The organism is Streptomyces sp. SCPE 10 (assembly GCF_051980735.1).
GTDB lineage: Bacteria > Actinomycetota > Actinomycetes > Streptomycetales > Streptomycetaceae > Streptomyces > Streptomyces misionensis.
This window is the reverse complement of record NZ_CP197069.1, coordinates 1,624,288-1,650,393: the sequence shown is the minus strand read 5'-3', so window position 1 is coordinate 1,650,393 and position 26,106 is coordinate 1,624,288. Positions and strand designations below refer to the sequence as shown.

General features: G+C 73.8%; 23 protein-coding genes and 7 tRNA genes. 19 read left to right on the top strand and 11 right to left on the bottom strand.

Translation table 11 applies throughout. From position 1 onward, the window contains the following. The first annotated feature begins 305 nt into the window (after positions 1-305). The 3 genes from cobT to ACSP97_RS07730 all read left to right on the top strand — a co-directional run bounded on the left by cobT (position 306) and on the right by ACSP97_RS07730 (position 6,725). Positions 306-4,415 (top strand): nicotinate-nucleotide--dimethylbenzimidazole phosphoribosyltransferase, encoded by a 4,110-nt coding sequence (cobT, locus tag ACSP97_RS07740; RefSeq protein ID WP_440556881.1) that lies wholly within the window; start codon positions 306-308, stop codon positions 4,413-4,415. A gap of 156 nt (positions 4,416-4,571) precedes the next feature. Beyond that, the gene (gene cobA / locus ACSP97_RS07735; protein WP_355149908.1) at positions 4,572-5,804 is read left to right on the top strand and encodes a uroporphyrinogen-III C-methyltransferase; all 1,233 of its coding nucleotides are present in this window, start codon (positions 4,572-4,574) and stop codon (positions 5,802-5,804) included. Positions 5,805-5,906: 102 nt separating this feature from the next. Then, positions 5,907-6,725 (top strand): TrmH family RNA methyltransferase, encoded by an 819-nt coding sequence (locus tag ACSP97_RS07730; RefSeq protein ID WP_355328671.1) that lies wholly within the window; start codon positions 5,907-5,909, stop codon positions 6,723-6,725. Between the two features lie 118 nt (positions 6,726-6,843). Here the strand turns inward: ACSP97_RS07730 and ACSP97_RS07725 are convergent, their stop codons facing one another. Next, positions 6,844-8,217, bottom strand: coding sequence for a serine/threonine-protein kinase (locus ACSP97_RS07725; protein ID WP_355149912.1), 1,374 nt, complete (start codon positions 8,215-8,217; stop codon positions 6,844-6,846). 602 nt (positions 8,218-8,819) lie between these two features. Here ACSP97_RS07725 and ACSP97_RS07720 point away from each other — a divergent pair. The 3 genes from ACSP97_RS07720 to ACSP97_RS07710 all read left to right on the top strand — a co-directional run bounded on the left by ACSP97_RS07720 (position 8,820) and on the right by ACSP97_RS07710 (position 10,508). Beyond that, positions 8,820-8,996, top strand: coding sequence for a hypothetical protein (locus ACSP97_RS07720; protein ID WP_355149914.1), 177 nt, complete (start codon positions 8,820-8,822; stop codon positions 8,994-8,996). Between the two features lie 225 nt (positions 8,997-9,221). Then, positions 9,222-10,109, top strand: a complete 888-nt coding sequence (locus tag ACSP97_RS07715) for a phosphotransferase family protein (RefSeq protein ID WP_440556878.1) — start codon at positions 9,222-9,224, stop codon at positions 10,107-10,109. 99 nt (positions 10,110-10,208) lie between these two features. Then, positions 10,209-10,508 carry a zf-TFIIB domain-containing protein gene (locus tag ACSP97_RS07710; protein WP_355149918.1) on the top strand — a complete coding sequence of 100 codons (300 nt, stop codon included), beginning with the start codon at positions 10,209-10,211 and terminating at the stop codon, positions 10,506-10,508. Between the two features lie 52 nt (positions 10,509-10,560). Here ACSP97_RS07710 and ACSP97_RS07705 read toward each other — a convergent pair. From ACSP97_RS07705 to ACSP97_RS07685, 5 genes are all read right to left on the bottom strand, one after another. Then, positions 10,561-10,632 (bottom strand) — tRNA-Val (locus ACSP97_RS07705). Positions 10,633-10,661: 29 nt separating this feature from the next. Beyond that, positions 10,662-10,733, bottom strand: a tRNA-Val gene (locus tag ACSP97_RS07700). Positions 10,734-10,784: 51 nt separating this feature from the next. Next, positions 10,785-10,856: transfer RNA gene (locus ACSP97_RS07695), tRNA-Val, on the bottom strand. Between the two features lies 1 nt (position 10,857). After that, positions 10,858-10,931 (bottom strand) — tRNA-Cys (locus tag ACSP97_RS07690). Between the two features lie 39 nt (positions 10,932-10,970). Beyond that, positions 10,971-11,043, bottom strand: a tRNA-Gly gene (locus ACSP97_RS07685). Positions 11,044-11,221: 178 nt separating this feature from the next. Between ACSP97_RS07685 and ACSP97_RS07680 the strand changes: the two genes are divergently transcribed. From ACSP97_RS07680 to ACSP97_RS07670, 3 genes are read left to right on the top strand one after another with little or no spacing between them, the layout of a single operon-like run. Continuing rightward, a complete protein-coding gene (locus ACSP97_RS07680) occupies positions 11,222-12,277 on the top strand; it encodes a chorismate-binding protein (RefSeq protein WP_355149920.1) in 1,056 nt (351 codons plus the stop codon). Next, positions 12,274-13,095, top strand: coding sequence for an aminotransferase class IV (locus ACSP97_RS07675; protein WP_355150169.1), 822 nt, complete (start codon positions 12,274-12,276; stop codon positions 13,093-13,095). Before ACSP97_RS07680 ends, ACSP97_RS07675 begins: the two co-directional genes overlap by 4 nt. A 60-nt stretch (positions 13,096-13,155) precedes the next feature. Then, a complete protein-coding gene (locus ACSP97_RS07670) occupies positions 13,156-13,977 on the top strand; it encodes a GNAT family N-acetyltransferase (protein ID WP_440556877.1) in 822 nt (273 codons plus the stop codon). Positions 13,978-14,013: 36 nt separating this feature from the next. Here ACSP97_RS07670 and ACSP97_RS07665 read toward each other — a convergent pair whose 3' ends face one another. After that, the gene (locus tag ACSP97_RS07665; RefSeq protein ID WP_440556875.1) at positions 14,014-14,538 is read right to left on the bottom strand and encodes a DsbA family protein; all 525 of its coding nucleotides are present in this window, start codon (positions 14,536-14,538) and stop codon (positions 14,014-14,016) included. 212 nt (positions 14,539-14,750) lie between these two features. Here ACSP97_RS07665 and ACSP97_RS07660 point away from each other — a divergent pair, with 212 nt between their 5' ends. Both ACSP97_RS07660 and ACSP97_RS07655 read left to right on the top strand, forming a co-directional pair. Then, positions 14,751-15,182, top strand: coding sequence for a hypothetical protein (locus ACSP97_RS07660; RefSeq protein WP_358274729.1), 432 nt, complete (start codon positions 14,751-14,753; stop codon positions 15,180-15,182). Between the two features lie 164 nt (positions 15,183-15,346). Beyond that, positions 15,347-15,499, top strand: a complete 153-nt coding sequence (locus tag ACSP97_RS07655; protein ID WP_167381394.1) for a hypothetical protein — start codon at positions 15,347-15,349, stop codon at positions 15,497-15,499. A 469-nt stretch (positions 15,500-15,968) separates the two neighbouring features. On the opposite strand, the gene ACSP97_RS07650 is transcribed toward ACSP97_RS07655, so the two are convergent. Then, positions 15,969-16,529 (bottom strand): CGNR zinc finger domain-containing protein, encoded by a 561-nt coding sequence (locus ACSP97_RS07650; protein ID WP_355149928.1) that lies wholly within the window; start codon positions 16,527-16,529, stop codon positions 15,969-15,971. 287 nt (positions 16,530-16,816) lie between these two features. Beyond that, a complete protein-coding gene (locus tag ACSP97_RS07645) occupies positions 16,817-17,230 on the bottom strand; it encodes an SsgA family sporulation/cell division regulator (protein ID WP_004002642.1) in 414 nt (137 codons plus the stop codon). A gap of 190 nt (positions 17,231-17,420) precedes the next feature. On the opposite strand from ACSP97_RS07645, the gene ACSP97_RS07640 reads away from it, so the two are divergent. The 4 genes from ACSP97_RS07640 to ACSP97_RS07625 all read left to right on the top strand — a co-directional run bounded on the left by ACSP97_RS07640 (position 17,421) and on the right by ACSP97_RS07625 (position 18,744). Beyond that, complete coding sequence (locus tag ACSP97_RS07640; RefSeq protein ID WP_355328657.1) at positions 17,421-17,816, top strand: TIGR02611 family protein; 396 nt, start codon at positions 17,421-17,423, stop codon at positions 17,814-17,816. An 84-nt stretch (positions 17,817-17,900) separates the two neighbouring features. Then, positions 17,901-17,972, top strand: a tRNA-Val gene (locus ACSP97_RS07635). 214 nt (positions 17,973-18,186) lie between these two features. Then, the gene (locus tag ACSP97_RS07630) at positions 18,187-18,633 is read left to right on the top strand and encodes an SRPBCC family protein (RefSeq protein WP_355328655.1); all 447 of its coding nucleotides are present in this window, start codon (positions 18,187-18,189) and stop codon (positions 18,631-18,633) included. 39 nt (positions 18,634-18,672) lie between these two features. Then, positions 18,673-18,744 (top strand) — tRNA-Val (locus ACSP97_RS07625). A gap of 67 nt (positions 18,745-18,811) precedes the next feature. Here the strand turns inward: ACSP97_RS07625 and ACSP97_RS07620 are convergent. Beyond that, positions 18,812-19,537 (bottom strand): 3'-5' exonuclease, encoded by a 726-nt coding sequence (locus ACSP97_RS07620; RefSeq protein WP_355150171.1) that lies wholly within the window; start codon positions 19,535-19,537, stop codon positions 18,812-18,814. A 168-nt stretch (positions 19,538-19,705) separates the two neighbouring features. Here ACSP97_RS07620 and ACSP97_RS07615 point away from each other — a divergent pair, with 168 nt between their 5' ends. The 4 genes from ACSP97_RS07615 (at position 19,706) to ACSP97_RS07600 (ending at position 24,207) form a co-directional block, all read left to right on the top strand. Continuing rightward, positions 19,706-20,272, top strand: a complete 567-nt coding sequence (locus ACSP97_RS07615) for a DUF4365 domain-containing protein (protein ID WP_355149934.1) — start codon at positions 19,706-19,708, stop codon at positions 20,270-20,272. After that, the gene (locus tag ACSP97_RS07610; RefSeq protein ID WP_391870935.1) at positions 20,269-21,483 is read left to right on the top strand and encodes a hypothetical protein; all 1,215 of its coding nucleotides are present in this window, start codon (positions 20,269-20,271) and stop codon (positions 21,481-21,483) included. Before ACSP97_RS07615 ends, ACSP97_RS07610 begins: the two co-directional genes overlap by 4 nt. Before the next feature lie 113 nt (positions 21,484-21,596). Further along, positions 21,597-23,573: a threonine--tRNA ligase gene (thrS, locus tag ACSP97_RS07605; RefSeq protein ID WP_355149938.1), complete on the top strand. Its 1,977-nt coding sequence runs from the start codon at positions 21,597-21,599 to the stop codon at positions 23,571-23,573. Positions 23,574-23,646: 73 nt separating this feature from the next. After that, positions 23,647-24,207, top strand: coding sequence for an HIT family protein (locus ACSP97_RS07600; RefSeq protein ID WP_355149940.1), 561 nt, complete (start codon positions 23,647-23,649; stop codon positions 24,205-24,207). 74 nt (positions 24,208-24,281) lie between these two features. Here the strand turns inward: ACSP97_RS07600 and ACSP97_RS07595 are convergent, their stop codons facing one another. Further along, positions 24,282-25,928, bottom strand: coding sequence for a hypothetical protein (locus ACSP97_RS07595; RefSeq protein ID WP_355149942.1), 1,647 nt, complete (start codon positions 25,926-25,928; stop codon positions 24,282-24,284). Between the last annotated feature and the right edge of the window lie 178 nt (positions 25,929-26,106).

The window sequence follows — 26,106 nt, the reverse complement described above, 5'->3', positions numbered from 1 at the left end:
TGTACCGCACCGGCGCCCCGGAACTTCGTTCCCCAATGTCCGGAACGCACGCCCGTTTTGGGATGGGTGTGGTACGGCGAACCCGTGGACGCGCAACGTGGCGCAGTCCACAGCGGCCCGTCGCGGATCATGCTGTCGCGACGGCGTCACGACCGGGACAATGCCACTGAATGGCTTTGTCGCCTTTTCCGGCGGGTCGTTCGTGCCGCTGGGCACGGACGCTCGTTCTTCACTACGGGGCGGTCGGTGTGCCGTTCCGGGTGAGCTGGTCGTAGGAGCACTAACCGATTGGGCGAGGGGTACGCATGACCGACACCGGCCAGGTCCCGGGCGAGGGACAGCCGGAGAGCGCAGGCATGGTGGAGCAGCCGGGCGTCACCGCGCACGGCGCGTACACCTATCTCTCCGAGGCACCCGCCGAGGACGAAGACCTGCTGCTGCCGGGCGCCCAGGGCGCGTGGGGCAACGAAGTGCCGCCGCCCGCCCCGGAGCCGGTGGTCGAGGCCCTCCACGAGCCGGGCCCGCACGAGGCCGCCGGCCGCGACACCGGTTCCGTGGACCTGGGCGGCGTCCGCCTGCCGTCGGCCCAGGACGCCTCGGCACCCCGCCGCCCGCTGCACCTCGGCCCGCCCATCCCCAACAACTCCGCCGGTCCGGTCCGCTCCCTGGCCGACCGGGGCCCCGAGCACCTCGACGCCCAGCCCCTGCGCGAGATGGGCCCGCAGGGCGCGGCGCCCTGGGGCGCCGGGACCGATCGGATGCCGGGTGCCCAGCCGGCCGGCCAGGCACCGGCCGGGGCGGCTCCCGGCCCGGCGGCGGCCGCTCCGGGCCCGGCCGCCGAGGCGGTCGCCGCCGGGGCGCCGGATGCCGAGGACGCCGCGGTGGCCGCGCCGGGTACGGCCGAGGCCGCGCCGGTCGCCGGTGCCGAAACGGTTGACCCGGCGGGCGTGGTGGCGCAGGACGAGCCCGCCGCCGAGGTGGTGCAGGGCCACGACGGCCCGCAGCCCGCCGACGGCCACGACGGCGTGTACGTGGCACCGGCTCCTCAGGCGGGGGAGGCCCCGCTCGCGGAGGCGACCGCGCAGGGCCGGTCCGTGCCCGCCGAGGCCGCGCAGGAGCCGGAGGTCCAGGCCGCCGAGGCGTCCGCCGCTGCTCCCGTGGACGGCGTCCCCGGCCCGGCCGACGCGCAGACCCTTGGTGCCGTGGCGGCCCAGCCCGTCGCCGAGCCGTCGAACGCGGTGCCCACCGCCGAGGCCGTGCAGCCTGCCGCTGAGCCCGTTGCGGCTGAGGCCGTGCAGCCCGTCGTCGCCGAAGCCGCCGCCCAGCCCGTTGCGGCCGAGGCCGTGCAGCCTGCCGCCGGTGAGCCCGTGGCCCCCGAGCCCGTGCTGCCTGCCGAGCCCGTCGCCGTGGTGGCGGAGGCAGGCCCCCAGGCTCCCGAGGCGGTGGCCGCCCAGCCCGCCGCCGTTCCGGCCGCCGCCGTGCCCGGCGTCGAGGCAGCCCAGCCCGCGGAGGCCGTCGTCGAGCCTGTTGCGGTTCCCGCCGAGGCCGCCCAGCCGACGGAGGCCGTCGCTGAGTCCGCTCCCGCCGAGCCCGTGCAGGTTCCCGCCGAGCCCGTGCAGGTTCCCGCCGAGCCCGTGCAGGTCCCCGTCGAGGCAGGTCCGCCGGTGGAAGCCGTCGCCGAGCCGGTCGCCGCCGAGGCCGTGGCCGCGGAGCCCGGTCAGGCCCCGGTGGAGGCCCCCACGGCCCAGCCGGCCGAGCCCCTCGCCCCCGTGGCCGAGCAGGTCGCCCCGCAGGCCCCCGTCGCCGCGACCCCCGAAGCGGTCGCCGTCGCCGAGGCCGCCCAGCCTGTCGAGCCCGGCGCCGAGGCCGCCCAGCCTGTCGAGGCCGTGGCCGCCGACCCCGTGGCCGTCCAGGCCGTCCAGGCCCCCGAGTTCGTCGCCGAGGCGCCTCGGGAAGCCCAGCCGGCCGAGCAGCCCGCCGCGGCGCCCGCGCCGGACCCGCATCAGATGCAGGGCCCGCAGACGGTCGCCCCCGTGGCCGCGCCCGCCGAGGCCGGCGCGCGGCCCCGGCCGGTACCGCCGCAGCCCCAGCCCACGGCCCAGGACGCCGTCGGCCAGGCCGCGCACGCCGCCGAGCCCGCCCCGGCGGGCGACCCGGCCGTGACCGCCCCCGGCGCCGGGACCCAGCCCGTCGGGACCCAGCCCGTCGAGACCCCGGCACCGGTCGCCGCCGTGGGCCCGCAGACCCCCGTGGCCGCGACGGTCCCGGCCGCCCCCGCGGACCCCCAGCCCGCCGAAGCCGCCGAACCCCAGGCCGCCGCACCCCACGCCGCCGCGCCCGGGGACGTCCCGGCACCCGCCCCGCGGCAGGACGCTGTGCCCGCGGACCCCGTCCCCGCGGACGTCCCCGAGCAGCCCGCTCCCGTCGAGGACGGGACGGCCGGCCTGCCCGGCGACGTGCCGCCGCATCCCGAGCCGCCGCTCGGGCAGTTCGTGCCCGTGGCGGGCCAGGTGCCGAGCGCCCCGCACCTCGCGCCGACCCCGCCGGCCCCCCTCGTCGTGCCCGCCCAGGGCGCCCCGGCGCCGCAGGCCACCGTGCCCGCGCCCCGCGAGGCCGAGGCCGTGCCGCAGGAGGACCCGGAGACCGGCGCCGCCGACCCGGCACCGGCACCCCGGTCCACCGGCTCGGCCGCCCCCGGCTACGACGACGCCGAGCGCGAGGCCGTCCTGAAGGTGATGCGCGAACGCCGCGACATCCGCAACGGCTTCCGCGACGACCCGATCCCGCACGAGGTGCTGCTGCGCGTCCTGGAGGCCGCCCACACGGCGCCCTCCGTGGGCCACTCCCAGCCCTGGGACTTCGTCGTCATCCGGTCCGCCGAGACCCGCCGCACGATGCACGAACTGGCCATGCGCCAGCGCGAGGCGTACGCCAAGTCGCTGCCCAAGGGCCGGGCCAAGCAGTTCAAGGAACTGAAGATCGAGGCCATCCTCGACACCCCGGTGAACATCGTCGTCACCGCCGACCCGACCCGCGGCGGCCGGCACACGCTCGGCCGCCACACCCAGCCCCAGATGGCGCCGTACTCCGCCGCCCTCGCCGTGGAGAACCTCTGGCTCGCCGCCCGCGCCGAGGGCCTCGGCGTCGGCTGGGTCAGCTTCTTCGACGAGCGCGAGATGGTGCGCGCCCTCGGCCTGCCCGAGCACCTGGAGGTCATCGCCTACCTGTGCGTCGGGTACGTCGACGAATTCCCGGACGAGCCGGAGCTGATGCAGGCCGGCTGGTCCAAGCGACGCCCCCTGTCCTGGGTGGTGCACGAAGAGACATACGGCCGCCGCGCCCTCCCCGGAGAGGAACCCCACGACCTGCTTGCCGAGACCGTCGCACAGATCCGCCCGCTCGACGCCAAGGCGCTGGGCGAGGCATGGGAGCGCCAGAAGCGCATGACCAAGCCGGCCGGCGCGCTCGGCATGCTGGAGATCATCTCCGCGCAGTTGTCGGGGCTGTCCCGGCAGTGCCCGCCGCCGATCCCGGAGCCCGCCGCCGTCGCCATCTTCGCGGGCGACCACGGTGTGCACGCCCAGGGCGTCACCCCCTGGCCCCAGGAGGTCACCGGCCAGATGGTGGCCAACTTCCTGGGCGGGGGCGCCGTCTGCAACGCCTTCGCCGCCCAGGTCGGCGCCGAGGTGTGTGTCGTGGACGTCGGCGTCGCCGCCGACCTGCCCGCCACTCCCGGCCTGCTGCCCCGCAAGATCCGCGGCGGCACCTCCGACATGACTACCGGGCCCGCCATGACCCGCGAGGAGGCCAAGGCCGCCATCGAGGTCGGCATCGAGACCGCCCGCGATCTGGTCGCGGCCGGCAACAAGGGGCTGCTCACCGGCGAGATGGGCATCGCCAACACCACCGCGTCCGCCGCGCTGATCTCCGTCTTCACCGGCGCCGACCCGGCCGAGGTCACCGGCCGCGGCACCGGCATCAACGACGAGACGCTGGTCCGCAAGACCGAGGTGGTCCGCCGCGCCCTGGAACTCCACCAGCCCGACCCGGCCGACCCGATCGGCGTCCTCGCGGCCGTCGGCGGCTTCGAGCACGCGGCGATGGTGGGCCTGCTGCTCGGCGGCGCGTCCCTGCGGACGCCGGTCATCCTGGACGGCGTCAGCGCGGGCGCCGCGGCCCTGGTGGCCCGCGCCATCGCCCCGGAGGTCCTCGCGGCCTGCATCGCCGGCCACCGCAGCGCCGAACCCGGCCACGTGGCCGCCCTCAACAAGCTCGGCCTGCGCCCCCTGGTGGACCTCGACCTCCGCCTCGGCGAAGGCACGGGCGCCCTGCTCGCCCTCCCGCTGGTGCAGAGCGCGGCCAGGGCGATGCACGAGGTGGCCACGTTCGACTCGGCCGGCGTCACGGAGAAGTAGCCGACGAGGGGACCCGGCTCCCCGGTCACGGGTGCGGTGCCGGCACCGCACCCGTGACCGCCCGTCCCAATCCCCGGGCACCCGCTCCGTCCCCCGCCGATGCCACCGTAAAATCCGCACGTCAGGGCCAGTACAACGCCCCCGGAGGAGCCCGCCATGGCCGAACATCCCGCCTACCCCGTAGGCCTCCGCCTCTCCGGCCGCCGCGTGGTCGTCCTCGGCGGCGGCCAGGTCGCCCAGCGCCGCCTGCCCGCCCTGATCGCGGCCGGCGCGGACATCGTCCTGGTGTCCCCCGAGGCCACCCCCTCGGTCGAGGCGATGGCGGACGCGGGCGAGATCACCTGGCGGCAGCGGCGGTACCAGGACGGCGACCTCGCCGACGCCTGGTACGCCCTCATCGCCACCGGCGACCACGAGGCCAACACCGCCGCCTCCGCCGAGGCGGAACGCCGGCGCGTGTGGTGCGTCCGCGCCGACGACGCCGACCGGGCCACCGCCTGGACCCCCGCCACCGGCACCAGCGCCGGCGTCACGGTCGCCGTCCTCACCACGGACGCCCGCGGCCGCGACCCCCGGCACACGGCCGCCATCCGGGACGCGGTCGTCGAGGGCCTGCGCGACGGCACCCTCGTCGCCCCCCACCACCGCACCCGCACCCCCGGCGTCGCCCTGGTCGGCGGCGGCCCCGGCGACCCCGACCTGATCACGGTCCGCGGCCGCCGGCTGCTCGCCGAGGCCGACGTCGTCATCGCCGACCGGCTCGGCCCGCGCGATCTGCTCGCCGAACTCCCCCCGCACGTCGAGGTGATCGACGCGGCGAAGATCCCGTACGGCCGCTACATGGCCCAGGAGGCCATCAACAACGCGCTGATCGAACACGCCAAGCAGGGCAAGTCGGTGGTACGGCTCAAGGGCGGCGACCCGTTCGTCTTCGGCCGGGGCATGGAGGAGGTCCAGGCGCTCGCCGAGGCGGGCATCCCCTGCACCGTCGTGCCCGGCATCTCCAGCTCCATCTCCGTGCCGGGCGCGGCCGGCATCCCGGTCACCCACCGGGGCGTCGCCCACGAGTTCACGGTCGTCAGCGGCCATGTCGCTCCCGACGACGAGCGTTCCCTGGTCGACTGGCCCTCGCTCGCCCGGCTCACCGGCACCCTGGTGGTCCTCATGGGCGTCGACAAGATCGGGAAGATCGCCGAGACGCTGATCGCGCACGGCAGGTCGCCGAAGACCCCGGTCGCCCTGGTGCAGGAGGGCACGACCGCCGCGCAGCGCCGCGTCGACGCCACCCTCGCCACGGTCGCCGAGACCGTGCGCGCCGAGGACGTGAAGCCCCCGGCGGTCGTCGTCATCGGCGAGGTCGTCACGGTCGGCCCGCGGCCCGCCCCCTGACCGAAGCCCGCTCGATCGCGTGTAACCTCGGGTAACGCACTCGGGTGACGCACCCCCCGCCCAGCCGTTGGCACCCCACCCAGGACAAGGCAGTAACACCCTGTGGCCGATCTCATCACCGTCGAGGATCCCGACGACCCGCGCCTCTCCGACTACACGGGCCTGACCGACGTCGAGCTGCGCCGCAAGCGCGAGCCCGCCGAGGGCCTGTTCATCGCCGAGGGCGAGAAGGTCATCCGCAGGGCCAAGGAAGCCGGTTACGAGATGCGCTCCATGCTGCTCTCGGCCAAGTGGATCGACGTCATGCGCGACGTCGTCGACGAACTCCCGGCCCCCGTCTACGCGGTGAGCCCCGAACTCGCCGAGCGGGTCACCGGCTACCACGTGCACCGCGGCGCCCTCGCCTCCATGCAGCGCAAGCCGCTGCCGACCGCCGCCGAACTGCTGCGCACCGCCCGCCGCGTGGTGGTCATGGAGTCGGTCAACGACCACACCAACATCGGCGCCATCTTCCGCTCGGCCGCCGCCCTCGGCATGGACGCGGTCCTGCTCTCGCCCGACTGCGCCGACCCGCTGTACCGGCGCAGCGTCAAGGTCTCGATGGGCGCCGTGTTCTCGGTGCCGTACGCCCGTCTCGAACACTGGCCGAAGGGCCTGGAACAGGTCCGCGAGTTCGGTTTCACCCTGCTTGCCCTCACCCCGGACGAGAAGGCCCGCAGCCTGGACGAGGTCGCCCCGCACCGGATGGACAGGGTGGCGCTGATGCTGGGCGCCGAGGGCGACGGACTGTCCACCCGGGCGCTGGTCGCCGCCGACGAATGGGTCCGCATCCCGATGTCCCACGGCGTCGACTCGCTCAACGTGGGCGCGGCGGCCGCGGTCGCCTTCTACGCCGTGGCGACGGGCCGCCCACGGTCCTGAGCCCGCTCGGCCCAGGGCCGGTCACCCGGCGGCGCCGGGTCCCGCCGCCTAGGACCTCCCGTTTGGATCGTGCCGGGGCTCGCGGGCCCCTGATCCGGCCTGATCCAAACGAAAGACCCTAGGCGTGCCCGGACGGCGGCGCCTCGCCGGCCGCCCGCGGCGGCTCGACCCACGCGTGCCGTACCGGATCGCCCAGCGCGCCCCCGAAGGAGCCGCCGAGGCCACGGGCCGGTCCCTGGCAGCCCTGCGCCAGCGCGATGCCCAGCGCCACCAGCAGGGTCACCACCACGAACACGAACAGCCGCTGACGCAGCAGCCGCGGGTTGGCGGGCCGTAGCTTGGTCTTCGTGGTGCGCGGGGCCGGCCGGCGCGCGCCGTTGCGGGTGCCGGGGCGGTTCCCCCCGCCGGAGCGCGGGCCGCCGCGCTGTTCCGGAGCGGGCCGCGCCCCACCGGGGCGCGAGGGTGCGGCCCCGGCGCGCGGGCCACTCCCGCTCCCGCCCCGCGAGGGCACACCGCCCCGGGGCGCGGTACCGCGCGGCGGCGGTGTGCCGGGGGCGGCACGGCGCTGGGCGCGCTGCGGGTCGGGATAGGTGTCGACGAGCCGCCCGGTGGGCCGGTCCGCCTCCGCCGCGCGCGGGGAGGGCGGCCGCACCTCACCCAGCCCCTGCGCCTCGCGGGCCGCGATCTCCTTGAGCCGCAGCGACAGTTGCAGGGTGCTGGGCCGGTCCTCCGGGTCCTTCGCGAGGCAGGCCCGGATCAGCGGGGCGAGCGCGTCCGGCACGCCGTGCAGCTGCGGCTCCTCGTGCACCACCCGGTACAGCATCACCTCGGAACTGCCGTGCCCGAAGGGCGAGTCGCCGGTCGAGGAGTAGGCGAGGGTGGCGCCCAGCGAGAAGACGTCGGTGGCCGGGGTGACCGCGGCGCCGCGCACCTGCTCGGGCGCGAGGAAGCCGGGGGAGCCCACGGCGGTGCCCACATGGGTGAGCGTGGAGGCGCCGGTGGACCAGGCGATGCCGAAGTCGATGATCCGCGGCCCCTTGGGGGACAGCAGGATGTTGGAGGGCTTCAGGTCCCGGTGGACGACCCCCGCCTCGTGCACCGCGACCAGCCCCTCGGACAGGGCGGCGCCGATCGCCGCCGCGTCGGCCGCGCTGAGCGGGCCCTCGTCGGCGACCTTGTCGTGCAGCGACGGGCCGGGCACGTACTGGGTGGCGAACCAGGGCCGCTCGGCCTCCAGGTCGGCGGCCACCAGACGGGCCGTGCAGCCGCCCCGGATACGGCGGGCCGCCGAGACCTCGCGCGCGAAACGCGACCGGAACTCCTGGTCCTCGGCGAGATCGGGCCGGATCACCTTCAGGGCGACCCGCTGCCCCTTCTTGTCGGAGCCGAGGTAGACCACGCCCATCCCGCCCGCGCCGAGCCGTCGGTGAAGCCTGAACGAGCCGACGACGCGCGGGTCCTCGCGCCTCAGGCGCATCATCGCCATGTTCATCCCCGCTGCCCGGTCCCTCTGACGTGGCACAGCTTACGTTTCCCGGGCCGCCCGCGCGCAGAGGCCGCGCCCTCTCGGCCCGACGGATTGTGCGCGCCGCCCGGACCAGGTGAGACTCGTTCAGGAAGCCGCGCACGGCGGGCACTTTGGGTCGTCGGCACCGTCAACCCGATTGCGCCGCAGGGTGGTTGACCCCGCCCCGACCAGGCGTCCCGGCGCCTTGACCCCGCCGCCGGACCCGTCGCGCGCACCCCGCCGCACCCGTCGCCGACGGGTTCCGGAAGCACGCCCGGCACCCGCGCCGACACCGGTCCGAGTGATCGAACTCACTCATTCCGGGCCATCGGACGCGTCCGACATGCCCGACACGGCGGACGACCCCTCAGGGATGACCCCGAGACCCGGGACCGGCTCTCCACCCACGGGAGTACGCCCCGGCCGGGGCCTCATCCTCCCGGAGGCCCGGCAATCGGTACGAGGGCATGACGCCCGCCGCGCCCCCCGCGCCTAGATTTGAGGTCAAGCGGCGGGTGCAGCGCTCGTCCCCCGAGGTCGGACACCCGCCGCTGTTCGGACATGTCGAGACGGTCAGGAGAGGGACCATGGCCCACACGGCACCACGGCGCGCCACGTACGCGACCCGCCGCACGGGCCGTCGCCACCCGCTGGTGGCGACGCTCATGGCCCTTCCCCTGGCGGCCCTGCTCCTGCTGGTCTTCGACGGCTGGGAGACGGTGGCCACACAGGCGTCGTCCGTGGGTGCGATGCTGGGGCGCTGAGCGGCGACCCCAGGCCCGGAAGAGCGGTCCGGGCGGGGACATCCATCCATGAAACCCCGTGGGGACGGGGGTGCGGCGGACGGCACGAATGCCGGCGCAGCTGGGGAGCTGCGCCGGCATCGCCGTTCCCGGGCCCGACGGCCGAGGAGCGCATGGCGGCCGGCCCCGGCCCCCGCCCGGCCCCGCCGCCGTCGTATCGTCACCCCACCCGACCAGCGAGGTTTCGTGAACATCCGGTCCGCGCTCACGGCCCACGTCGGCGCCGACGGCACCCCCGTCACCCTCGCCGACCGCCCCGACGCCACCGTCGTCCGCGTGGCCGGCACCGTCGCCAAGGCTCACGCTCCGGGCACCGACCCCGGCCACCTCGCCCGGCGCCTGGAGACGGCGGCGCGGCTCCCCGGCATCCTGCTGCCCCCGCTCACCCCGGCCCCGGCCCGGCTGCACGACCGCCTCGTCACCCGCTGGCCCTACGGCACCCCCGTGGACCCGGACGATCCCGGCGCCGCCCCCTGGGAGGCCACCGCCACCCTCCTCGCCCGCCTGCACGGCGCCGCCCCGCCCCCGCTCCCGCCGATGCGCGGCCCCGCCAAGGCCGCCCGCGCCGTCGCCCGGCTGCGCGCCGCCCTGCGCACCGGCTCCCACGACGGTGCCCGCCCGGTCCTCGACGCCTGGGACACCCTCCCCGCATGGGCCCGCGACGAGGCCCCGATGCCCGGCCCGCCCGCCCTGTGCCACGGCGACCTCCACCTCGGCCAGCTGGTCCGGCACCCCGCCCCCGACGGCCCGTGGCGGCTGATCGACGTGGACGACCTGGGGCTCGGCGTCCCCGCCTGGGACCTGGCCCGCCCCGCCGCCTGGTACGCCTGCGGGCTTCTGCCGCCCGCCGCCTGGAGCCGCTTCCTGGCCGCCTACCGGGCGGCCCGCGGCCCGGCCGTGCCCGCCACCGGCGACCCCTGGCCCGCCCTGGAGGTCCCGGCCCGTGCCCTCACCGTGCAGACGGCCGCCCTGGCGATCACCAAGGCGCTGGCGGCACACCGCCCGCTGGACGAGGCCGAGCGGGCCCTCGTCGACGCCTGCGCGCGCATGACGGCCGTGCCGCGCACCACTTGACCCGCGGACTTGGCCACCGGGTGCAACCACGGGCCGGGAAACGGAGTCTGTCCTGGGGAAACACCAAGCAGGACCGACCGGCGAGGAGTTGAGCCGACGATGCATTGTCCGAAGTGCCACGCGCCCATGCAGACGTACAACCGCAGCGGCGTCCAGATCGAGCAGTGCAGCGGGTGCCGCGGCGTCTTCCTCGACTACGGCGAGCTGGAGGCCCTGACCCAGCTGGAGGCCCAGTGGTCCAAGCCGATGCCGCCGGCCCCGCCCGCCGCCCAGCCGTACCCGGCCCCGTCCGCGCCCGCCTGGGGCGCCCCCTACGGCGGCCACCACTACGAGCACGGGCACCACGGGCACCACGAACACCACCACCGGAGCTTCACCCACATGCTGTTCTCCAGCTAGGGCGGCATGCGGAAGCCCCCGGTCACGAGGTGACCGGGGGCTTCTTGAGGTGTGGACGATACTGGGATTGAACCAGTGACCTCTTCCGTGTCAGGGAAGCGCTCTCCCGCTGAGCTAATCGTCCGCGGACCGTGATCCGGGGATCACCGTCAGTGCGCGATACTGGGATTGAACCAGTGACCTCTTCCGTGTCAGGGAAGCGCTCTCCCGCTGAGCTAATCGCGCGGGGTCCGGACCCTTCGGATCCGCGGATCTTCGAACGGGTCGGAGATCCAGTGGACGATACTGGGATTGAACCAGTGACCTCTTCCGTGTCAGGGAAGCGCTCTCCCGCTGAGCTAATCGTCCTTGGAGGTGGAGACGGGATTTGAACCCGTGTAGACGGCTTTGCAGGCCGTTGCCTCGCCTCTCGGCCACTCCACCAGGAGTGTAGGGGATCGGGAGGAACCCCTACTTCCTTCGAGCGGACGACGAGGCTCGAACTCGCGACCTCAACCTTGGCAAGGTTGCGCTCTACCAACTGAGCTACGTCCGCTTGTCGTTTCGGTCCGCTTTCGCGTCCCGGCGACGTGTTGAACTCTAGCGGATTCCCGGGCCAGTACAAAAACGCGTTTGCGCAGCGTGCTGCGGTGCACCCGGCGGAGGCGGTGGTCAGGGCCCCCTCCGGGACATCGCCGGGTCACCCGTCGGACACCCGACCTAGACTCGGCCACGTGCTCCACCACCCTTCCGGACTGTCCCCGCTGGCCCGCTTCGGCGACCGCCTCGCCACCGGCCTCCTCGACGTCACCAGCGATCCCGCCGCCCTGGACTCCAGCGGTTTCTGGGCCGTGTGCGCGGACTTCGAGGGCCGTCTGACCTGCGCACGCTTCGCGGACGTGCGCCGGGCGCCGGTGCCCGCCCCGGTGCCCGGCGGCTGGCGGGGTCCCGCGGTGGGGGACTGGGTCTCCTCCCTGGACCGCGCCGCGTACACCGCGGGCGTGCGCGCCGTTCGCGCGTACATAGCGGCCGGCGAGGTGTACCAGGCCAACCTCTGCCGGGTGCTCAGCGCGCCCGTCCCCCCGGACGCCGACGTGGACGCCCTGACCGCCCTGCTGGCCCGCGGCAACCCGGCGCCGTACGCCGGTACCATCCGCCTGCCCGGGCACGGCGTGGAGATCGCCACCGCCTCCCCCGAGCTGTTCCTGCGCCGGGACGGGCGGACCGTGGAGTCCGGCCCCATCAAGGGCACCGGCCGCACCGAGGCGGACCTCCTGGAGAAGGACTACGCAGAGAACGTGATGATCGTGGACCTGGTCCGCAACGACATCGGGCGTGTCTGCGCCACCGGCAGCGTCACCGTCCCCGACCTGTGCGCGGTGGAGAAGCACCCCGGGCTCGTCCACCTCGTCTCCACCGTCCGCGGCGAGCTGCGCCCCGGCGCCGGCTGGCCCGAGCTGTTCGCCGCCGCCTTCCCGCCCGGCTCCGTGACCGGCGCGCCCAAGTCCAGCGCGCTGCGGATCATCGAGGAACTGGAACCGGTCCCGCGCGGCCCCTACTGCGGCGGCATCGGCTGGGTGGACGCCGACCGGGGCACCGGCGAGCTGGCCGTCGGCATCCGCACCTTCTGGCTCGACCGGGCCGAGGGCGTGCTGCGCTTCGGCGCCGGCGCCGGCATCACCTGGGGCTCGGACCCCGAGGGGGAGTGGCGGGAGACCGAGCTGAAGGCGTCCCGGCTGCTCACGGTAGCGTCGGGGGCGTACGAGGAGAGTGGAGAGGCGTGCGCATGAAGATCTGGCTGGACGGCGGGCTGCGGGACATGGAATCCGCCCGGGTCTCCGTCTTCGACCACGGGCTGACGGTCGGCGACGGCATCTTCGAGACCGTGAAGGCGGCCCACGGCCGGACCTTCGCCCTCACCCGGCACCTCGACCGGCTGACCCGCTCGGCCCGGGGCCTCGGCCTGCCCGACCCCGACCACGACGAGATCCGCGAGGCCTGCGCCGCCGTCCTGGCCGCCAACCCGATGCCGCTCGGCCGGCTGCGGATCACCTACACCGGCGGCCACGGCCCGCTCGGCTCCGACCGCGGCGAGCACGGCCCGACCCTGGTGGTCGCCCTCGGCGAGACCAGCCGCCGCCCCGACACCACCGCCGTGATCACCGTTCCCTGGACCCGCAACGAGCGCGGCGCGCTCACCGGCCTGAAGACCACCTCGTACGCCGAGAACGTCGTCGCCCTCGCCCGCGCCCACGAACACGGCGCCTCCGAGGCCCTGTTCGGCAACACCGTGGGCCGGCTCTGCGAGGGCACCGGGTCCAACGTCTTCGTCGTCCTGGACGGCGAGATCCACACCCCGCCCGTCGCCTCCGGCTGCCTGCCCGGCATCACGCGCGCCCTGGCCGTCGAGTGGACCGGCGCCAGGGAGACCGACCTCCCGATGGACGTCCTGGCCCGCGCCGACGAGATCTTCCTGACCTCCACCCTGCGCGACATCCAGGCCGTGCACCGCGTCGACGACCGCGAACTCCCGGGCGCCCCGGGCCCGGTGACCGCCAAGGCGATGCGCGTCTTCGACGAGCGCTCCGGCGACGACCTCGACCCGTGAGCCCCGCGATCCGGTAGCACTGGGCCGACTCGGCCGGCCGCCGCGGGTAGAACACCTGTGATGACCACGACCCTGCGGCCGGCCGAGCCGCTCCAGCAGCACCCCGACGGCACCCGCTCACGCCGCTACCAGGTGTGCGTGAACAGCCGCCCCGTCGGCGAGATCCGCCTCGGCACCTCGCCCTCCCTCGGGGCCTCGACGGCCCGTATCGAGGACCTGACGATCGCCGAGCCCGACCGGCGCCGCGGCCGGGGCACGGTCGCCGCGCTCGCCGCGGAGGAGGTGGCGCGCGGCTGGGGCTGCCGGTGGATCGAGACCGTCGTCCCGGCCCCGGGGGACGTCGCGCTGCGCCTGTTCGCCGCCCTCGGCTACACGCCGCGCAGCCGCCGCATGGAGAAACGCCTGGGCACCCCGCCCGCGCTGCCGCCGGGCAGTCGCGCGCGGCCCATGACCGAGGCCGAGTTCGCGTCCTGGCTGGCCCGCGCGAGCGAGCGCCGCATCCGTATGTGGGCCGAGCGGGGTGTCCCCGAGGAGACCGCCCGCGCCAAGGTCCGCGACGACCACGCCCGGCTGCTGCCGGACGGGCTCGCGACCGAGGGCATGCTCTTCAGCGTCCTGGAGCACGAGGGCACCGGGGCCGGCACCCTGTGGCTCGCCCTGGGGGAGGCCGGGGCGTGCGTGTACGACGTCGAGGCCGACGCCGCCCTGCGCGGCCGGGGGCACGGCCGCACCCTCATGCTCCTCGCGGAACGCCAGGCCCTGGAGCACGGCCACCGCCTGCTCGGCCTCCACGTCTTCGCGGGCGACACCCCGGCCGAGCGGCTGTACGAGTCCCTCGGCTACGAGACGACGAGCCACTCCCTGTCGAAGCCACTGGTGTAGCCGGGCCGTACTCCGGCGTTCCGGGTGCTGCGGGGCTCAGGCGTCCTCTCCGGCGAGGAGCCCGTCCGCGATCTCCTCGATCCGTTCGCGCAGCCCCTCCTGGCTCTTGCCGCCGTCCAGCCGGTGGCCGCCGATGACGTAGGTGGGGGTGCCGGTCACGCCGATCGCCTTGCCCTCGGCCTGGTCGGCGTCCACGATCAGGATGTGCCGTCCGTCGATCAGCGCGGTGTCCAACTCCTCGGCGTCCAGGCCGAGTTCGCGGGCCACCTCGACCAGGAAGGGCTCTCCCTCGCGGTCCAGCTTCTCGACCCGCTCCAGGACGGCCTCCACATATGGCCAGCCCTTGCCCTGTGCCTGCGCCTCCTCGGCGGCCTGGGCGGCCGCGAAGGCGTGCTTGTGCCGCTCCAGCGGGAAGTGCCGCAGCCGCACGTCGAGCCGGTCGCCGTAGCGGCCGCGCAGGGCGCGCACGTCGTCCAGGGCGGCGCGGCAGTCGGGGCACTGGAGTTCGCACCAGACGTCGAGGACGACGGGATCGGTGCGCACGGGGGAGGAGTCGCTCATGCGCCCAGTCTCCCAGGCCGCCCGCCACCGCCCCAATCCGACCATGGGACCGCAGGAGGAGACGACCCGGAGATCTCCCTGATCTCCGGCCGGACCATGGCCGCGCGCGGGCCGGGCGGTGCAGGATGGAAGGGACGAAGCGCCGCACCTCGGTCGTGCCGGGGCGCCCCGCCCGTGCCTGTCGCCCCGACCGAGCCCGCCAGGAGGACCGGATGATTGCCGAGACCGTCTGCTCCGCCGTGTCCGCGGCGGGCCTGGGCATCGCGGTGGTCACCGCGTACCGCAGGCGCTTCCTGTCGGCGGCCCGCATCGCCGCCTACTCGCTGGTGCCGGTCGGCCTGGTGATGACGGGTGTCGTCGGCTGGCTCGCCGACACCGCCTTCAGCCCCACCGCGTGGGCGGGCTTCGGGGTGCTGGGCGCGGCCTGGCTGCTGTTCACCGGCACCCGCGCGGTCGAGCGCCGCCGGACCGGCGCCCCCGGCAAGGAGCGCCGGGCGGCACCCGAGGCCCGCCCCGGGGCCGTGGCGCCCACGTCCTCCGCACCGGCCCTGCGCGGTGACCAGCGCCCGGCCGCCCCCCGCTCGTCCTCCGCCGGGGACGACTTCAGCGACATCGAGGCCATCCTCAAGAAGCACGGCATATGACAGTCACATGACTGGCCGATGCGACACAGTGGGTCCCCGGACGTGCGGAAACGTTCACCAGCCGAAGCGAGCCGGACGAGAGATCACGGTATTCGGCGAACTCCCGCAAGATCGCGAGTGTTGATCGCTGAGGGGCTCCCCGGTGCGCCATCATCGGCCGCGAGATGGTGGATACGACACAGAGCGAGGCCGCGCCGCCGAAGGACGAGCCGCGCGGGTGCCTCTTCGCCCTTTCCCAGCCACCGCTGATGATCTTCCTAGCGGTGATCGGGTGTCTGATCCTCATGGCTGCGCTGCACGACCTGCTGTTGCTGTGAGCCGTACACGTCCGTCCCGGCGCCACCCGCCGGGACCGACGTCGCCCCGCCCCGGAGCCCTCCCGGCAGGCAGGCCGCCACTCTTCGAAACGCGCCACGGCACCCCTGCGGCCCACTCCCACCGCCCGGCCCGACCACACACCTGCGCGTCCCCGCCCCCGTCGGACCGGCCCCTTCCTGCCGGACCGTTTCCTGCCGGACCGTCCCCGGCTCCCGACGGCCCCGGTCGCCGATGCCGGTCGCCTGCCCGTGGACGCCCCGCCACGGGCCCTCGCCCGACACGTCGCGGCTCGCTCGGCCGCGGCCCCCGCTGCCACGCCCGGCGCCGCCCAGCGGCCCCTCCGCGCCCGCGGGAGGTGGCACATGGCCCTTGCCGACGGCCGCCGTCCGGCCGGTGCCCCGGCCGCCACTTCCGCCGTGAATCGCTGACGGGCGGACGTCTCGCGCGGCGCCCCGGCGCCGTCGCGGTTCAGCCCGTCGCTTCCTTCCGGCGGGCCCGGTACGCGGCCACGTGGAGGCGGTTGCCGCAGGTGCGGCTGTCGCAGTAGCGGCGGGAGCGGTTGCGCGAGAGGTCGACGAAGGCGCGCCGGCAGTCCGGGGCCTCGCAGCGCCGCAGCCGCTCCTCCTCCCCGGCGACCACGAAGAAGGCCAGCGCCATCCCGCAGTCGGCGGCGAGGTGGTCGGCCACGGAGGCACCCGGGGCGAAGTAGTGCACATGCCAGTCGTAGCCGTCGTGGTCGGTCAGTCGCGGGGTGGTGCCCGCCGCCGCCACCAGCTCGTTGATCAGCCCGGCGGCCGCCCGCGCGTCCGCCGCCTCGAAGATCGCCGCGAACCGCGCCCGGATCTCCCGCACGCCCGACAGATCGGCCTGCGACAGCACCCCGACATCGCTGATCTCGTGCTTCCGGATGAAGTCCGCGAGGGCCGGCACATCCGGCAGCGCGTCCGCCGCCGTCTCGTCCTCCGGCGCGGTGTTCACCAGATCCACCACGGTGTCGAGCGCGCACCGGGTGTCATGGGTGATCAGCACGTTTCGCTCCCTGGCCTGGGGGTCGGGCGGGCGCCCGCCGATGCTGGCCGATGGTAGCGACAGCGCGCCCGGCGCACCGGCGCTGTCCGGCCCCGACGCCCCCAAAGAACGCCTTGGGGGGCCGACGGGTTCCCGGACCGGGGCAAGCGCCCTGCGACACGCGCGGCGGACCGACGCCGCTTCCGTGAGCGCTCACGGTGACGGCGGCGGTCCGTGCCGTATGCGGTTGTGTGGCCCGAGCCGTCTCCCCGAGTGGACGGCGCCGGGCTGCTCGGAAGGGCCGCGGGCTAGCTTTCCGCCAGGATGTGCGAGAGCTCCTGATCCAGATCGAAGTGCCGGTGCTCCGTGCCGGGCGGCACGGCGGCGTCGGTCCGCTTCAGGAAGGACTCCAGGGCCCGCGCCGGGGCCTCCAGCAGCGCCTCCCCCTCCGGGGAGCTCAGGGCGATGCAGACGACGCCCTGACCATGACTGCGGGACGGCCAGACACGGACGTCGCCGGTACCGGTGGGCCGGTGGAGGCCTTCGGCGAGGAGGTCGCGGGCGAACACCCACTCGACGGTTTCCTCGGCTCCGGTGTGGAAGGTGGCGTGCACGGCGTAGGGGTCGGCCGTGTCGTACCGCAGGCCTGCGGGGACAGGCAGGGAGGACTCGCTCGACACAACGAGGCGCAGGTGCAGCTCGCAGCTGACCGTGGTGTTCATAAGCGCCAGGGCCTTTCGCTCAGTGTGCGCTCGGGGATTCGCACGTCGGCGAAATCGACATGCCACCTACGGTGCCGTTGTAAACCCCTCTGAGGGTTTTGCGTGTGTTTACGACACTCTTCCGGCCGAGAACTCGTACCGGATCTACGTCCATTCCGGTGATGTGAATCACTCGGGTAGGTTTGTCTGTATGAATACGGGGAGTGACGAGTCGGGGCTGGGCTCCCGCGCGCCCGAATTCGTGCGGTCCCGCCGGCTCCTGCACCGCGGCTGGCAGGTGGGCGTCTTCGTCGTCGGCCTCGCCGTCGTGGGCGCCGGGGTGCTCATGCTGGCGCTGCCCGGGCCCGGCTGGGTGGTGATCTTCGCGGGCATGGCGATCTGGGCCACCGAGTTCGTCTGGGCCCAGCTCGTGCTGCGCTGGACCAAACGCAAGGTCACCGAGGCGGCCCAGCGTGCCCTGCAGCCCGAGGTGCGCCGCCGCAACATCACGCTGACCGTGATCGCCGTGGTGATCGCCGGGGTGCTGGGCGCGATCTACCTGTGGCGGTACGGCCCCGTCCTGCCCTGGAGGATCGAGCGCCGGTGAGCCGCGGCCCCCGCTCGTCCGCGCACCGCCGCGGACCATGGTCGGAGGCACCCCCTGACATGGGGTAATGTTCTTCCTGCGCCCGGGCGATTAGCTCAGTGGGAGAGCGCTTCGTTCACACCGAAGAGGTCACTGGTTCGAACCCAGTATCGCCCACCCGGACCGACGGCCCATCCGCGAACAGCGGATGGGCCGTCGGCGTATCGACGGACAACCGGCGGAAAAGCCACGGGTTTTCCGGAAAAACCGCCCGGCTTTCCCGTCCGGCGCGGCGTGTCCGAAGAATTTCCCGGCCTCCGCAACCGCCCATATTCGAACAGAAACTGAGCCGGAATCAGCGCCCCCGCGCGGGTGCGGGCAGACTCCGCACATGGACTGGAACCACTACCGCTTTCACAGCCTGTGGCCCCTGCCCGCGCCGCCGGCCGCCGTCTACGCCGTACTGGAGCGGCCCGAGGACTATCCCCGCTGGTGGCCCCAGGTGCGCTCGGTGACCCGGCTCGACGACTCCACCGGCATCCTCACCATCCGCTCGGCGCTTCCGTACGCCATGACCTTCACCGCCCGCGCGACCCGGCGCGACCCGGCCGCCGGGATCCTGGAGATCACCATGAGCGGCGACATCGAGGGCTGGGCGCGCTGGACCGTCACCGCCGCGGGCCCCGGCACGCTCGCCCGCTACGACCAGGACGTCGACGTGCGCAAGCCCCTGCTGCGGCGGCTCGCCGTGCCCGGCCGCGCCGTCTTCCGCGTCAACCACCGGCTGATGATGCGGGCCGGACACCGCGGACTGCTGCGCCGTCTGCGGGCGGTTTGAAGGAACGGCGTCCGGACCTGTATTGTTCAGTGCGTTCCCGGGCGATTAGCTCAGTGGGAGAGCGCTTCGTTCACACCGAAGAGGTCACTGGTTCGAACCCAGTATCGCCCACCGGGAGAGAGCCGGTCCGCAGCAGCGGACCGGCTCTTCCGCTGTCGGGGCACCTCGGGCGAGTGATCTAGGCCGCCGCGGGCAGCCCCGGCCGTACCGGCCACTCCGTGCTGACCGTCTCCTCCGAGCCGCTGCGGGCGAACCAGGCCTGAAGACCCCGGGCCTGCGCCGCGTGCCAGTCGGCCTGGAGGGCGTGCAGCTCGGCGGGGGAGAGGCGTTCGAGCCGGGTCGCGAAACGGCGGCCCAGCGCCCGGACGACCTCCAGCGCCGCCAGCGCGTCCGCCGCCGCGTCGTGCGCGCCCTCCAGCGTCACGCCGTAGTGCTCGCACAGATCGGTCAGCGTGCGCCGCCCCTTGCGGTAGCGGTCCAGATGCTTGTCCAGCACCCGCGGGTCCAGCACCCGCAGCGGCGCCGACGGGAACCACCGCTCCAGCGAGGACGCCCGGTGCCGGCGCAACTCCCGGTCCAGCAGCGTCAGATCGAACGGCGCGTTCATCACCACCAGCGGGCGGCCCCGCGCCGCGTGCTCCGCCAGCAGCTCGGCTATCTCCAGCATCACCGGCGCCGGCCAGCGGCCGTTGCGCTGGAGGTACTCCTGCGTCAGCCCGTGCACCGCCGTCGCCTCGGCCGGCACCGGCACCCCCGGATCGACCAGCCAGCGCGACACCCGCGGCAGGGTCCCCGGGGCGTCCTGGACGAGGACGGCGGCCGACACGATCCGGTCGGTCTCGACGTCCACGCCCGTTGTCTCCGTGTCGAAGGCGGCCAGCGGCCCCTCGTACCAGTACGTCATCCAGCCCAACTCCTCGTTCACCGGCGGCAGCTGACCTCCCGTCTTCTGCCCATTCGGTGATACCCGGGCCGTTTGCGCCGTACGCCGCGAGGAGACAACAGGAGTACGGGTCTTTGCAGTTCAGCGGCCCGCACCGGGAAAAGTCCTGGCTTGGAAGGCTGTTGGTTCATGGCCACTCTGCAGCCCGAGCGGGGCGGGCTGCTGCCCGAACGCACGCACCCTGTCCGCGGCACGCTCGCCACCACCGCCTGCATGGAGACACTGCAGGTCGGCTATCTGCACGCGGTCGCCGCCGCGGCCGGCTGCTCGCTGTCCCAGCCCTTCCCGGACAACGGCATCGACTGGCACGTCAGCCACAGCGCGCCCGGCCACACCGTGGACGACGAGGTCACCATCAAGGTGCAACTGAAGGCGACGTACCAGATCGCCCCCCACCCGCCGGGCCGCACCTTCTCCTTCACCCTCGACAACGACCACCTGCGCAAGCTCGCCCGCACCCCCGTCTCGGTGCACAAGATCCTCGTCGTGATGCTGGTCCCGCGCTCCCAGGACGACTGGCTGCGCGCCGGCCACGACCGGCTCGACCTCAGGCACTGCTGCTACTGGGTCAACCTGGCCGGCCACCCCATCACCGGCCGGCACCGGACCACCGTGCGCATACCGACCACACGCATCTTCGACGACCGGGCGCTGTGCGAGATCATGACCCGTGTCGGGACGGGAGGCAGACCATGAGGAACCGTCCCCCCGAGGAACCGGTGCCGCTGCGACCGCACCCCGACGCCTTCCCCGGCGACGGCCCGCCGCGCCCCGCCGACGTCGACCCCGCCGTGCTCGGCACCCTCCTGCGCCGGCACGGCTGGCAGCGGCGCGGCGGGGCCGCCGGACGCTACGGCCGCTGGACCCCGCCCGGCCCGGGCGCCGCCGCCACCAGCCTCCTGGTCCCCGAGAGCCGCGCCTTCCCCGACAGCGACGACCTGCTCGGCGAGGCCCTGGGCGCCCTCGCCTGCAGCGACACCCCCGCCGCCCGCGAGGTGCTGATCTCGCTGGCCCGGCCCAGCGACGAGATCCGCTGGTGGCGCGACGTACCGAACGGACCGGCCGGCGCCGCGCCCTGGGGCCGTGACGAACAACTGCGCGGCGCCGCACGGCAGATGCTGCTCGCCGCCGCGCTCGCCACCCGCGCCCGGGCCGGGTACCACGGTGCCCGGCACCGCCGCGCCGCCGCGGAACTCCTCCAGGACGTCCTCGTCGGCCCCGCCGCCGAGGGCCGCCCGCTGACCGCCTTCGTGCCGGTGCCCGCGGGCCGTCCCCTCGCCGTCCGCCTCCACCAGGCCCTCCACGCCGCCCGCGAGGCCATCGACTACCGCCGCGCCACCGGCGGCATGGACGTCTTCGACGGCGCCGTCGAGGCCGGCGTCAGCCGCGAGCTGACCGAGGCGCTCACCGCGCTGGTGCGCGGCACCGAGGGGGCCAGGATCGCCGTCGCCTGGGCGCCCGCAGCCGGCGTCCCCGAAGGCTGTGCCCCGGCCGCCGAACCCGTCGAGTTCTCGCCCGGCGATCTGCCCGTGCTGCGCGAGGCCGCCGCCCGCTATCTGCGCGAGGAGGCCTCCGTACCCGTGCGGATCACCGGTGCCGTGGTGCGCATGCGCCGCTCCGGCCCCAGCGGCGAGGGCACCGTACGGCTGCGCGTCCTCGCCGGCGCCGAGGTGACGCATGTGCGGGTCACCCTGGACGAGGAGGACTACCGCATCGCCGGCCACGCCCATCTCGTCGGCGTCCCGGTACGGGTGCACGGCCGGCTGGAGCGGCGCGGCGGCTTCCGCAGACTCACCGGCGTCTCCGGCGTCGTCCCCGTCCAGGTGGACGAGGCCGAACGCGACCGGCTGCTGAAATCCCTCCAGGAGAACCCGGACTTCTTCGAGGAGGCCTGCGGGGAGGCGTGACCGGACGGGGACCGACGGTTACCGTTTCGCGGTCGGCGCCCTCGGGTCGGTACGATCGCCTGTGCGCGCGCTCCTGGTATGGCGCCGCACCCACCTTCAGTCAGGAGAGACCGGTGTCAGACGTCCGTGTGATCATCCAACGCGATTCCGAGCGGGAAGAACGCGTGGTGACGACGGGCACTACGGCCGCCGACCTCTTCGCGGGCGAGCGCTCGATCATCGCCGCGCGCGTGGGCGGCGAGCTGAAGGACCTCGCGTACGCACTCGTCGACGGCGACGAGGTCGAGGGCGTGGAGATCACGTCCGAGGACGGCCTGAACATCCTGCGCCACTCCACCGCGCACGTCATGGCGCAGGCCGTGCAGGAGCTGTTCCCGGAGGCCAAGCTGGGCATCGGCCCGCCGGTCAAGGACGGCTTCTACTACGACTTCGACGTCGAGAAGCCGTTCACGCCCGAGGATCTCAAGGCCATCGAGAAGAAGATGCAGGAGATCCAGAAGCGCGGGCAGAAGTTCGCCCGCCGCGTGGTCACCGACGAGGCCGCCCGCGAGGAACTGGCCGACGAGCCGTACAAGCTGGAGCTGATCGGCCTCAAGGGCTCCGCGTCGCACGACGACGGCGCGGACGTCGAGGTCGGCGCCGGTGAGCTGACGATCTACGACAACCTGGACGCCAAGACCGGCGAGCTGTGCTGGAAGGACCTCTGCCGCGGTCCCCACCTGCCCTCCACCCGGCTCATCCCGGCGTTCAAGCTGATGCGCAACGCGGCCGCCTACTGGCGCGGCAGCGAGAAGAACCCGATGCTCCAGCGCATCTACGGCACCGCCTGGCCGTCCAAGGACGAGCTGAAGGCGTACCTGGAGTTCCTCGCCGAGGCCGAGAAGCGCGACCACCGCAAGCTCGGTGCCGAGCTGGACCTCTTCTCCATCCCCGAGCAGATCGGCTCCGGCCTCGCCGTCTTCCACCCCAAGGGCGGCATCGTCCGCCGGGTCATGGAGGACTACTCGCGCCGCCGCCACGAGGAGGAGGGCTACGAGTTCGTCTACACCCCGCACGCGACGAAGGGGAAGCTCTTCGAGACCTCGGGCCACCTGGACTGGTACGCCGACGGCATGTACCCGCCCATGCAGCTCGACGAGGGCGTGGACTACTACCTCAAGCCCATGAACTGCCCGATGCACAACCTGATCTTCGACGCGCGCGGCCGCTCGTACCGCGAACTGCCGCTGCGTCTGTTCGAGTTCGGGACCGTGTACCGGTACGAGAAGTCGGGCGTCGTACACGGCCTGACCCGCGCCCGCGGCTTCACGCAGGACGACGCGCACATCTACTGCACCCGTGAGCAGATGTCCGAGGAACTGGACAAGACGCTCACCTTCGTCCTGGGCCTGCTGCGGGACTACGGTCTGACCGACTTCTACCTGGAGCTGTCCACCAAGGACCCGGAGAAGTTCGTCGGCTCCGACGAGGTCTGGGAGGAGGCGACCGAGACCCTGCGCCAGGTCGCCGAGAAGCAGGGGCTGCCCCTCGTCCCCGACCCGGGCGGCGCGGCCTTCTACGGCCCGAAGATCTCGGTGCAGGCCAAGGATGCCATCGGCCGTACCTGGCAGATGTCCACCATCCAGCTCGACTTCAACCTGCCCGAGCGGTTCAACCTGGAGTACACCGGCCCCGACGGCTCCAAGCAGCGCCCGGTCATGATCCACCGCGCGCTGTTCGGCTCCATCGAGCGCTTCTTCGCGGTCCTCCTGGAGCACTACGCGGGCGCCTTCCCGGCGTGGCTGGCACCGGTGCAGGCGCTCGGTATCCCGATCGGCGACGCCCACGTCGAGTACCTGGAGAAGTTCGCCGCGGCCGCCCGCAAGCAGGGGCTGCGCGTCGAGGTGGACGCCTCCTCGGACCGCATGCAGAAGAAGATCAGGAACGCGCAGAAGCAGAAGGTGCCGTTCATGGTCATCGCGGGCGACGAGGACATGTCGAACGGCTCGGTGTCCTTCCGCTACCGCGACGGCTCGCAGGAGAACGGCATCCCGGTCGACGAGGCCATCGCCAAGATCGCCAAGGTCGTGGCGGAGCGCGTCCAGGTCTGATCCCCGGCCGGCCAGGGCCCCCGGCGGACTTCGGTCGTCGGGGGCCCTGGCCTGTACCGGGGCCGCACGCCATATGCTGCCTAGCATGACGAGTGAGCCGGAGCAGCAGATCGGGGTCGGGACGCAGGACGCGTTCCAGCGTCTGTGGACGCCCCACCGGATGGCGTACATCCAGGGTGAGAACAAGCCGAGCGGCCCGGGGGCCGACGACGGCTGTCCCTTCTGCTCGATACCGGCGAAGTCCGACGAGGACGGACTGATCGTCCACCGCGGCGAGCACGTCTACGCGGTCCTCAACCTCTACCCGTACAACGGCGGGCATCTGATGACCGTGCCCTACCGGCACGTGGCCGACTACACGGAACTGACCGGCCCGGAGACCGCCGAGCTGGCCGAGCTGACCAAGCAGGCGATGACCGCGCTGCGCACCGCCTCCGGGGCGCACGGCTTCAACATCGGCATGAACCAGGGCGCGGTGGCGGGCGCCGGCATCGCCGCCCACCTGCACCAGCACATCGTGCCCCGCTGGGGCGGCGACACCAACTTCATGCCGGTGGTCGGGCACACCAAGGTGCTCCCGCAGCTGCTGGCCGACACCCGCGCGATGCTGGCGCGGGCCTGGCCGTCGGCGTAGACCGGGCCGCCTGCCGACGCGCCGAGGGCGCCCCCTGCCGCAGGGGGCGCCCTCGCCGTGTCCGGGGGTGCGCGTCACGCGTCGTACAGGTCCGCCTTCTTCGGCGTGGGGTCCTGGATCGCGCCGCTGAGCGCCGACGACCGGCTGCCGAACTTCTCCGTGTCCACGCCGTGCTCCGCGAGAACCTTGATCGCGGCCGAGTGCACCACCCGCAGCACCGGGGTGGCCGCGCGCAGCGCGTCGTCGGCCATGAAACGGTGCCGCCACGGCTGGTCGGCCCACGCGTGCCGCAGACCGAACGGCTCCGGCAGGCCCAGGGAGCCGCCCAGCCAGTTGAGCAGCGGCGGGTACCAGGTCAGCGGCGCGCGCACGGCCAGGCGTACGACCTCGTCGGTGGTCATCAGCGGCAGGTTGACCTTGCGGGTCTCCCACGGCTTGAAGGTCTTGGTGACCTCCTTGGTGGGCGCCTCCGGCTTGCTCCAGAACAGTCCGTTGACCGGGCCGAGCGCATGTCCGGTGACCTCGATGCGCAGCGTCTCGTGCAGCACGGTCACCGTGATCATCATGGTGATCACCAACTGGCCGTCCCAGAGCGTCCACTGCACGCCCAGGTAGTGCCGGTCGCCCTTGCCGAACTGCTGCTTGTTGCAGATCTCCTGTATCGCGTGCGGCTTGACCTGGAAGGCCTCCACATCGGTGCCCTCCGGCCGGGACACCGCCCCGGCCTTCTCGGCGATCGGGGTGACGATCCAGTGCTTGACCGACGGCTTGGGGAAGCCCCCGGTGTTCAGCGGGCCGCGCTCCAGCAGGGTCAGCTGGTCGTGGATCGCGCGGATCACGTCCCAGCTGCGGAAGGGGTGGATCTCGCGCCCGGGGTCGGCGGGCACCAGGTCCTCGGCGAGCTGCCAGGAGCCCCAGCGGGTGCCCATGCCGAGTATGCCCTTGGGGCCGGCGTAGAAGACCGAGTTGGACTGCTGCTCGGCGGTGAGCCGGGCCAGGGACTCGCGCAGGGCGTCGGCCGCGGTCTGGTTCGGGCCGCGCGGCACGGCCTCGGGGACCTTGATGCCGACGCTGCTGCCCGACAGCAGCCCGTCCCAGCGGGCCCGCAGGTCCTTGGCGGTGCGCTCGCAGATCTGCTTGGCCACGTACCAGCCGATCACCGGGAGCACCACGGCCGCCCGCGCATACCACGCCCAGAAGCCGCTGAACGGCGTCCGGATGAGGAACAGCACGGCCAGCACGGCCACGCCGAGCAGCAGCACGGTGGCCAGGGTGCCGGCCCGTTTGTCGTCCCGCTTGGCGACGAACGCCCGCAGCTGGAAGACGAGCAGCCAGGCGATCAGCCCCGGCAGGAAGAGCAGGCCGCACAGCACCGTCACGGCGGTCAGCCGGTTGTCGCGCTCGCGGCGGATGTTGTTGGCCGCCAGGCAGTGCTCCACCACGAACTGGGGCTCGGACCCGAAGGACTGGATGAGCGGCTTACGGCCCGGAGCGAGCATGCGGTCCACGACGGCCCGCGAGAACGCCTCGCCGAGATTCGGCCGGAACAGCCGTATCCTGCCGGGCTTGACGGTGGACTGGTGCCACTCGTTGTCCGCTTCCTTGATCTTGTCGACCTGGTCGTCCCGGTAGGCCGCGGAGGCCAGGGCGGCCGTCGCCGCCTGCTGGCCGTCGCCCGAGACGGGCACCTGGGGCCCGTCCCACTCCGTTCCAAACGACATTCCCGCCCCCATCGCCGCCGGTGTCGCTCTGCGGCCTTCCCGACTTCCCTGCCCCGCACACCTGTTGGGCCCGCGCACCTGCCGAAAACCGGTCGGCCCGCGCACGAGGTGCCCAGGTGACCAGGGTATCCGTCACCACCGACGAGCGAGGGGCGGACGACCGAAGCCGCCCGCCCGG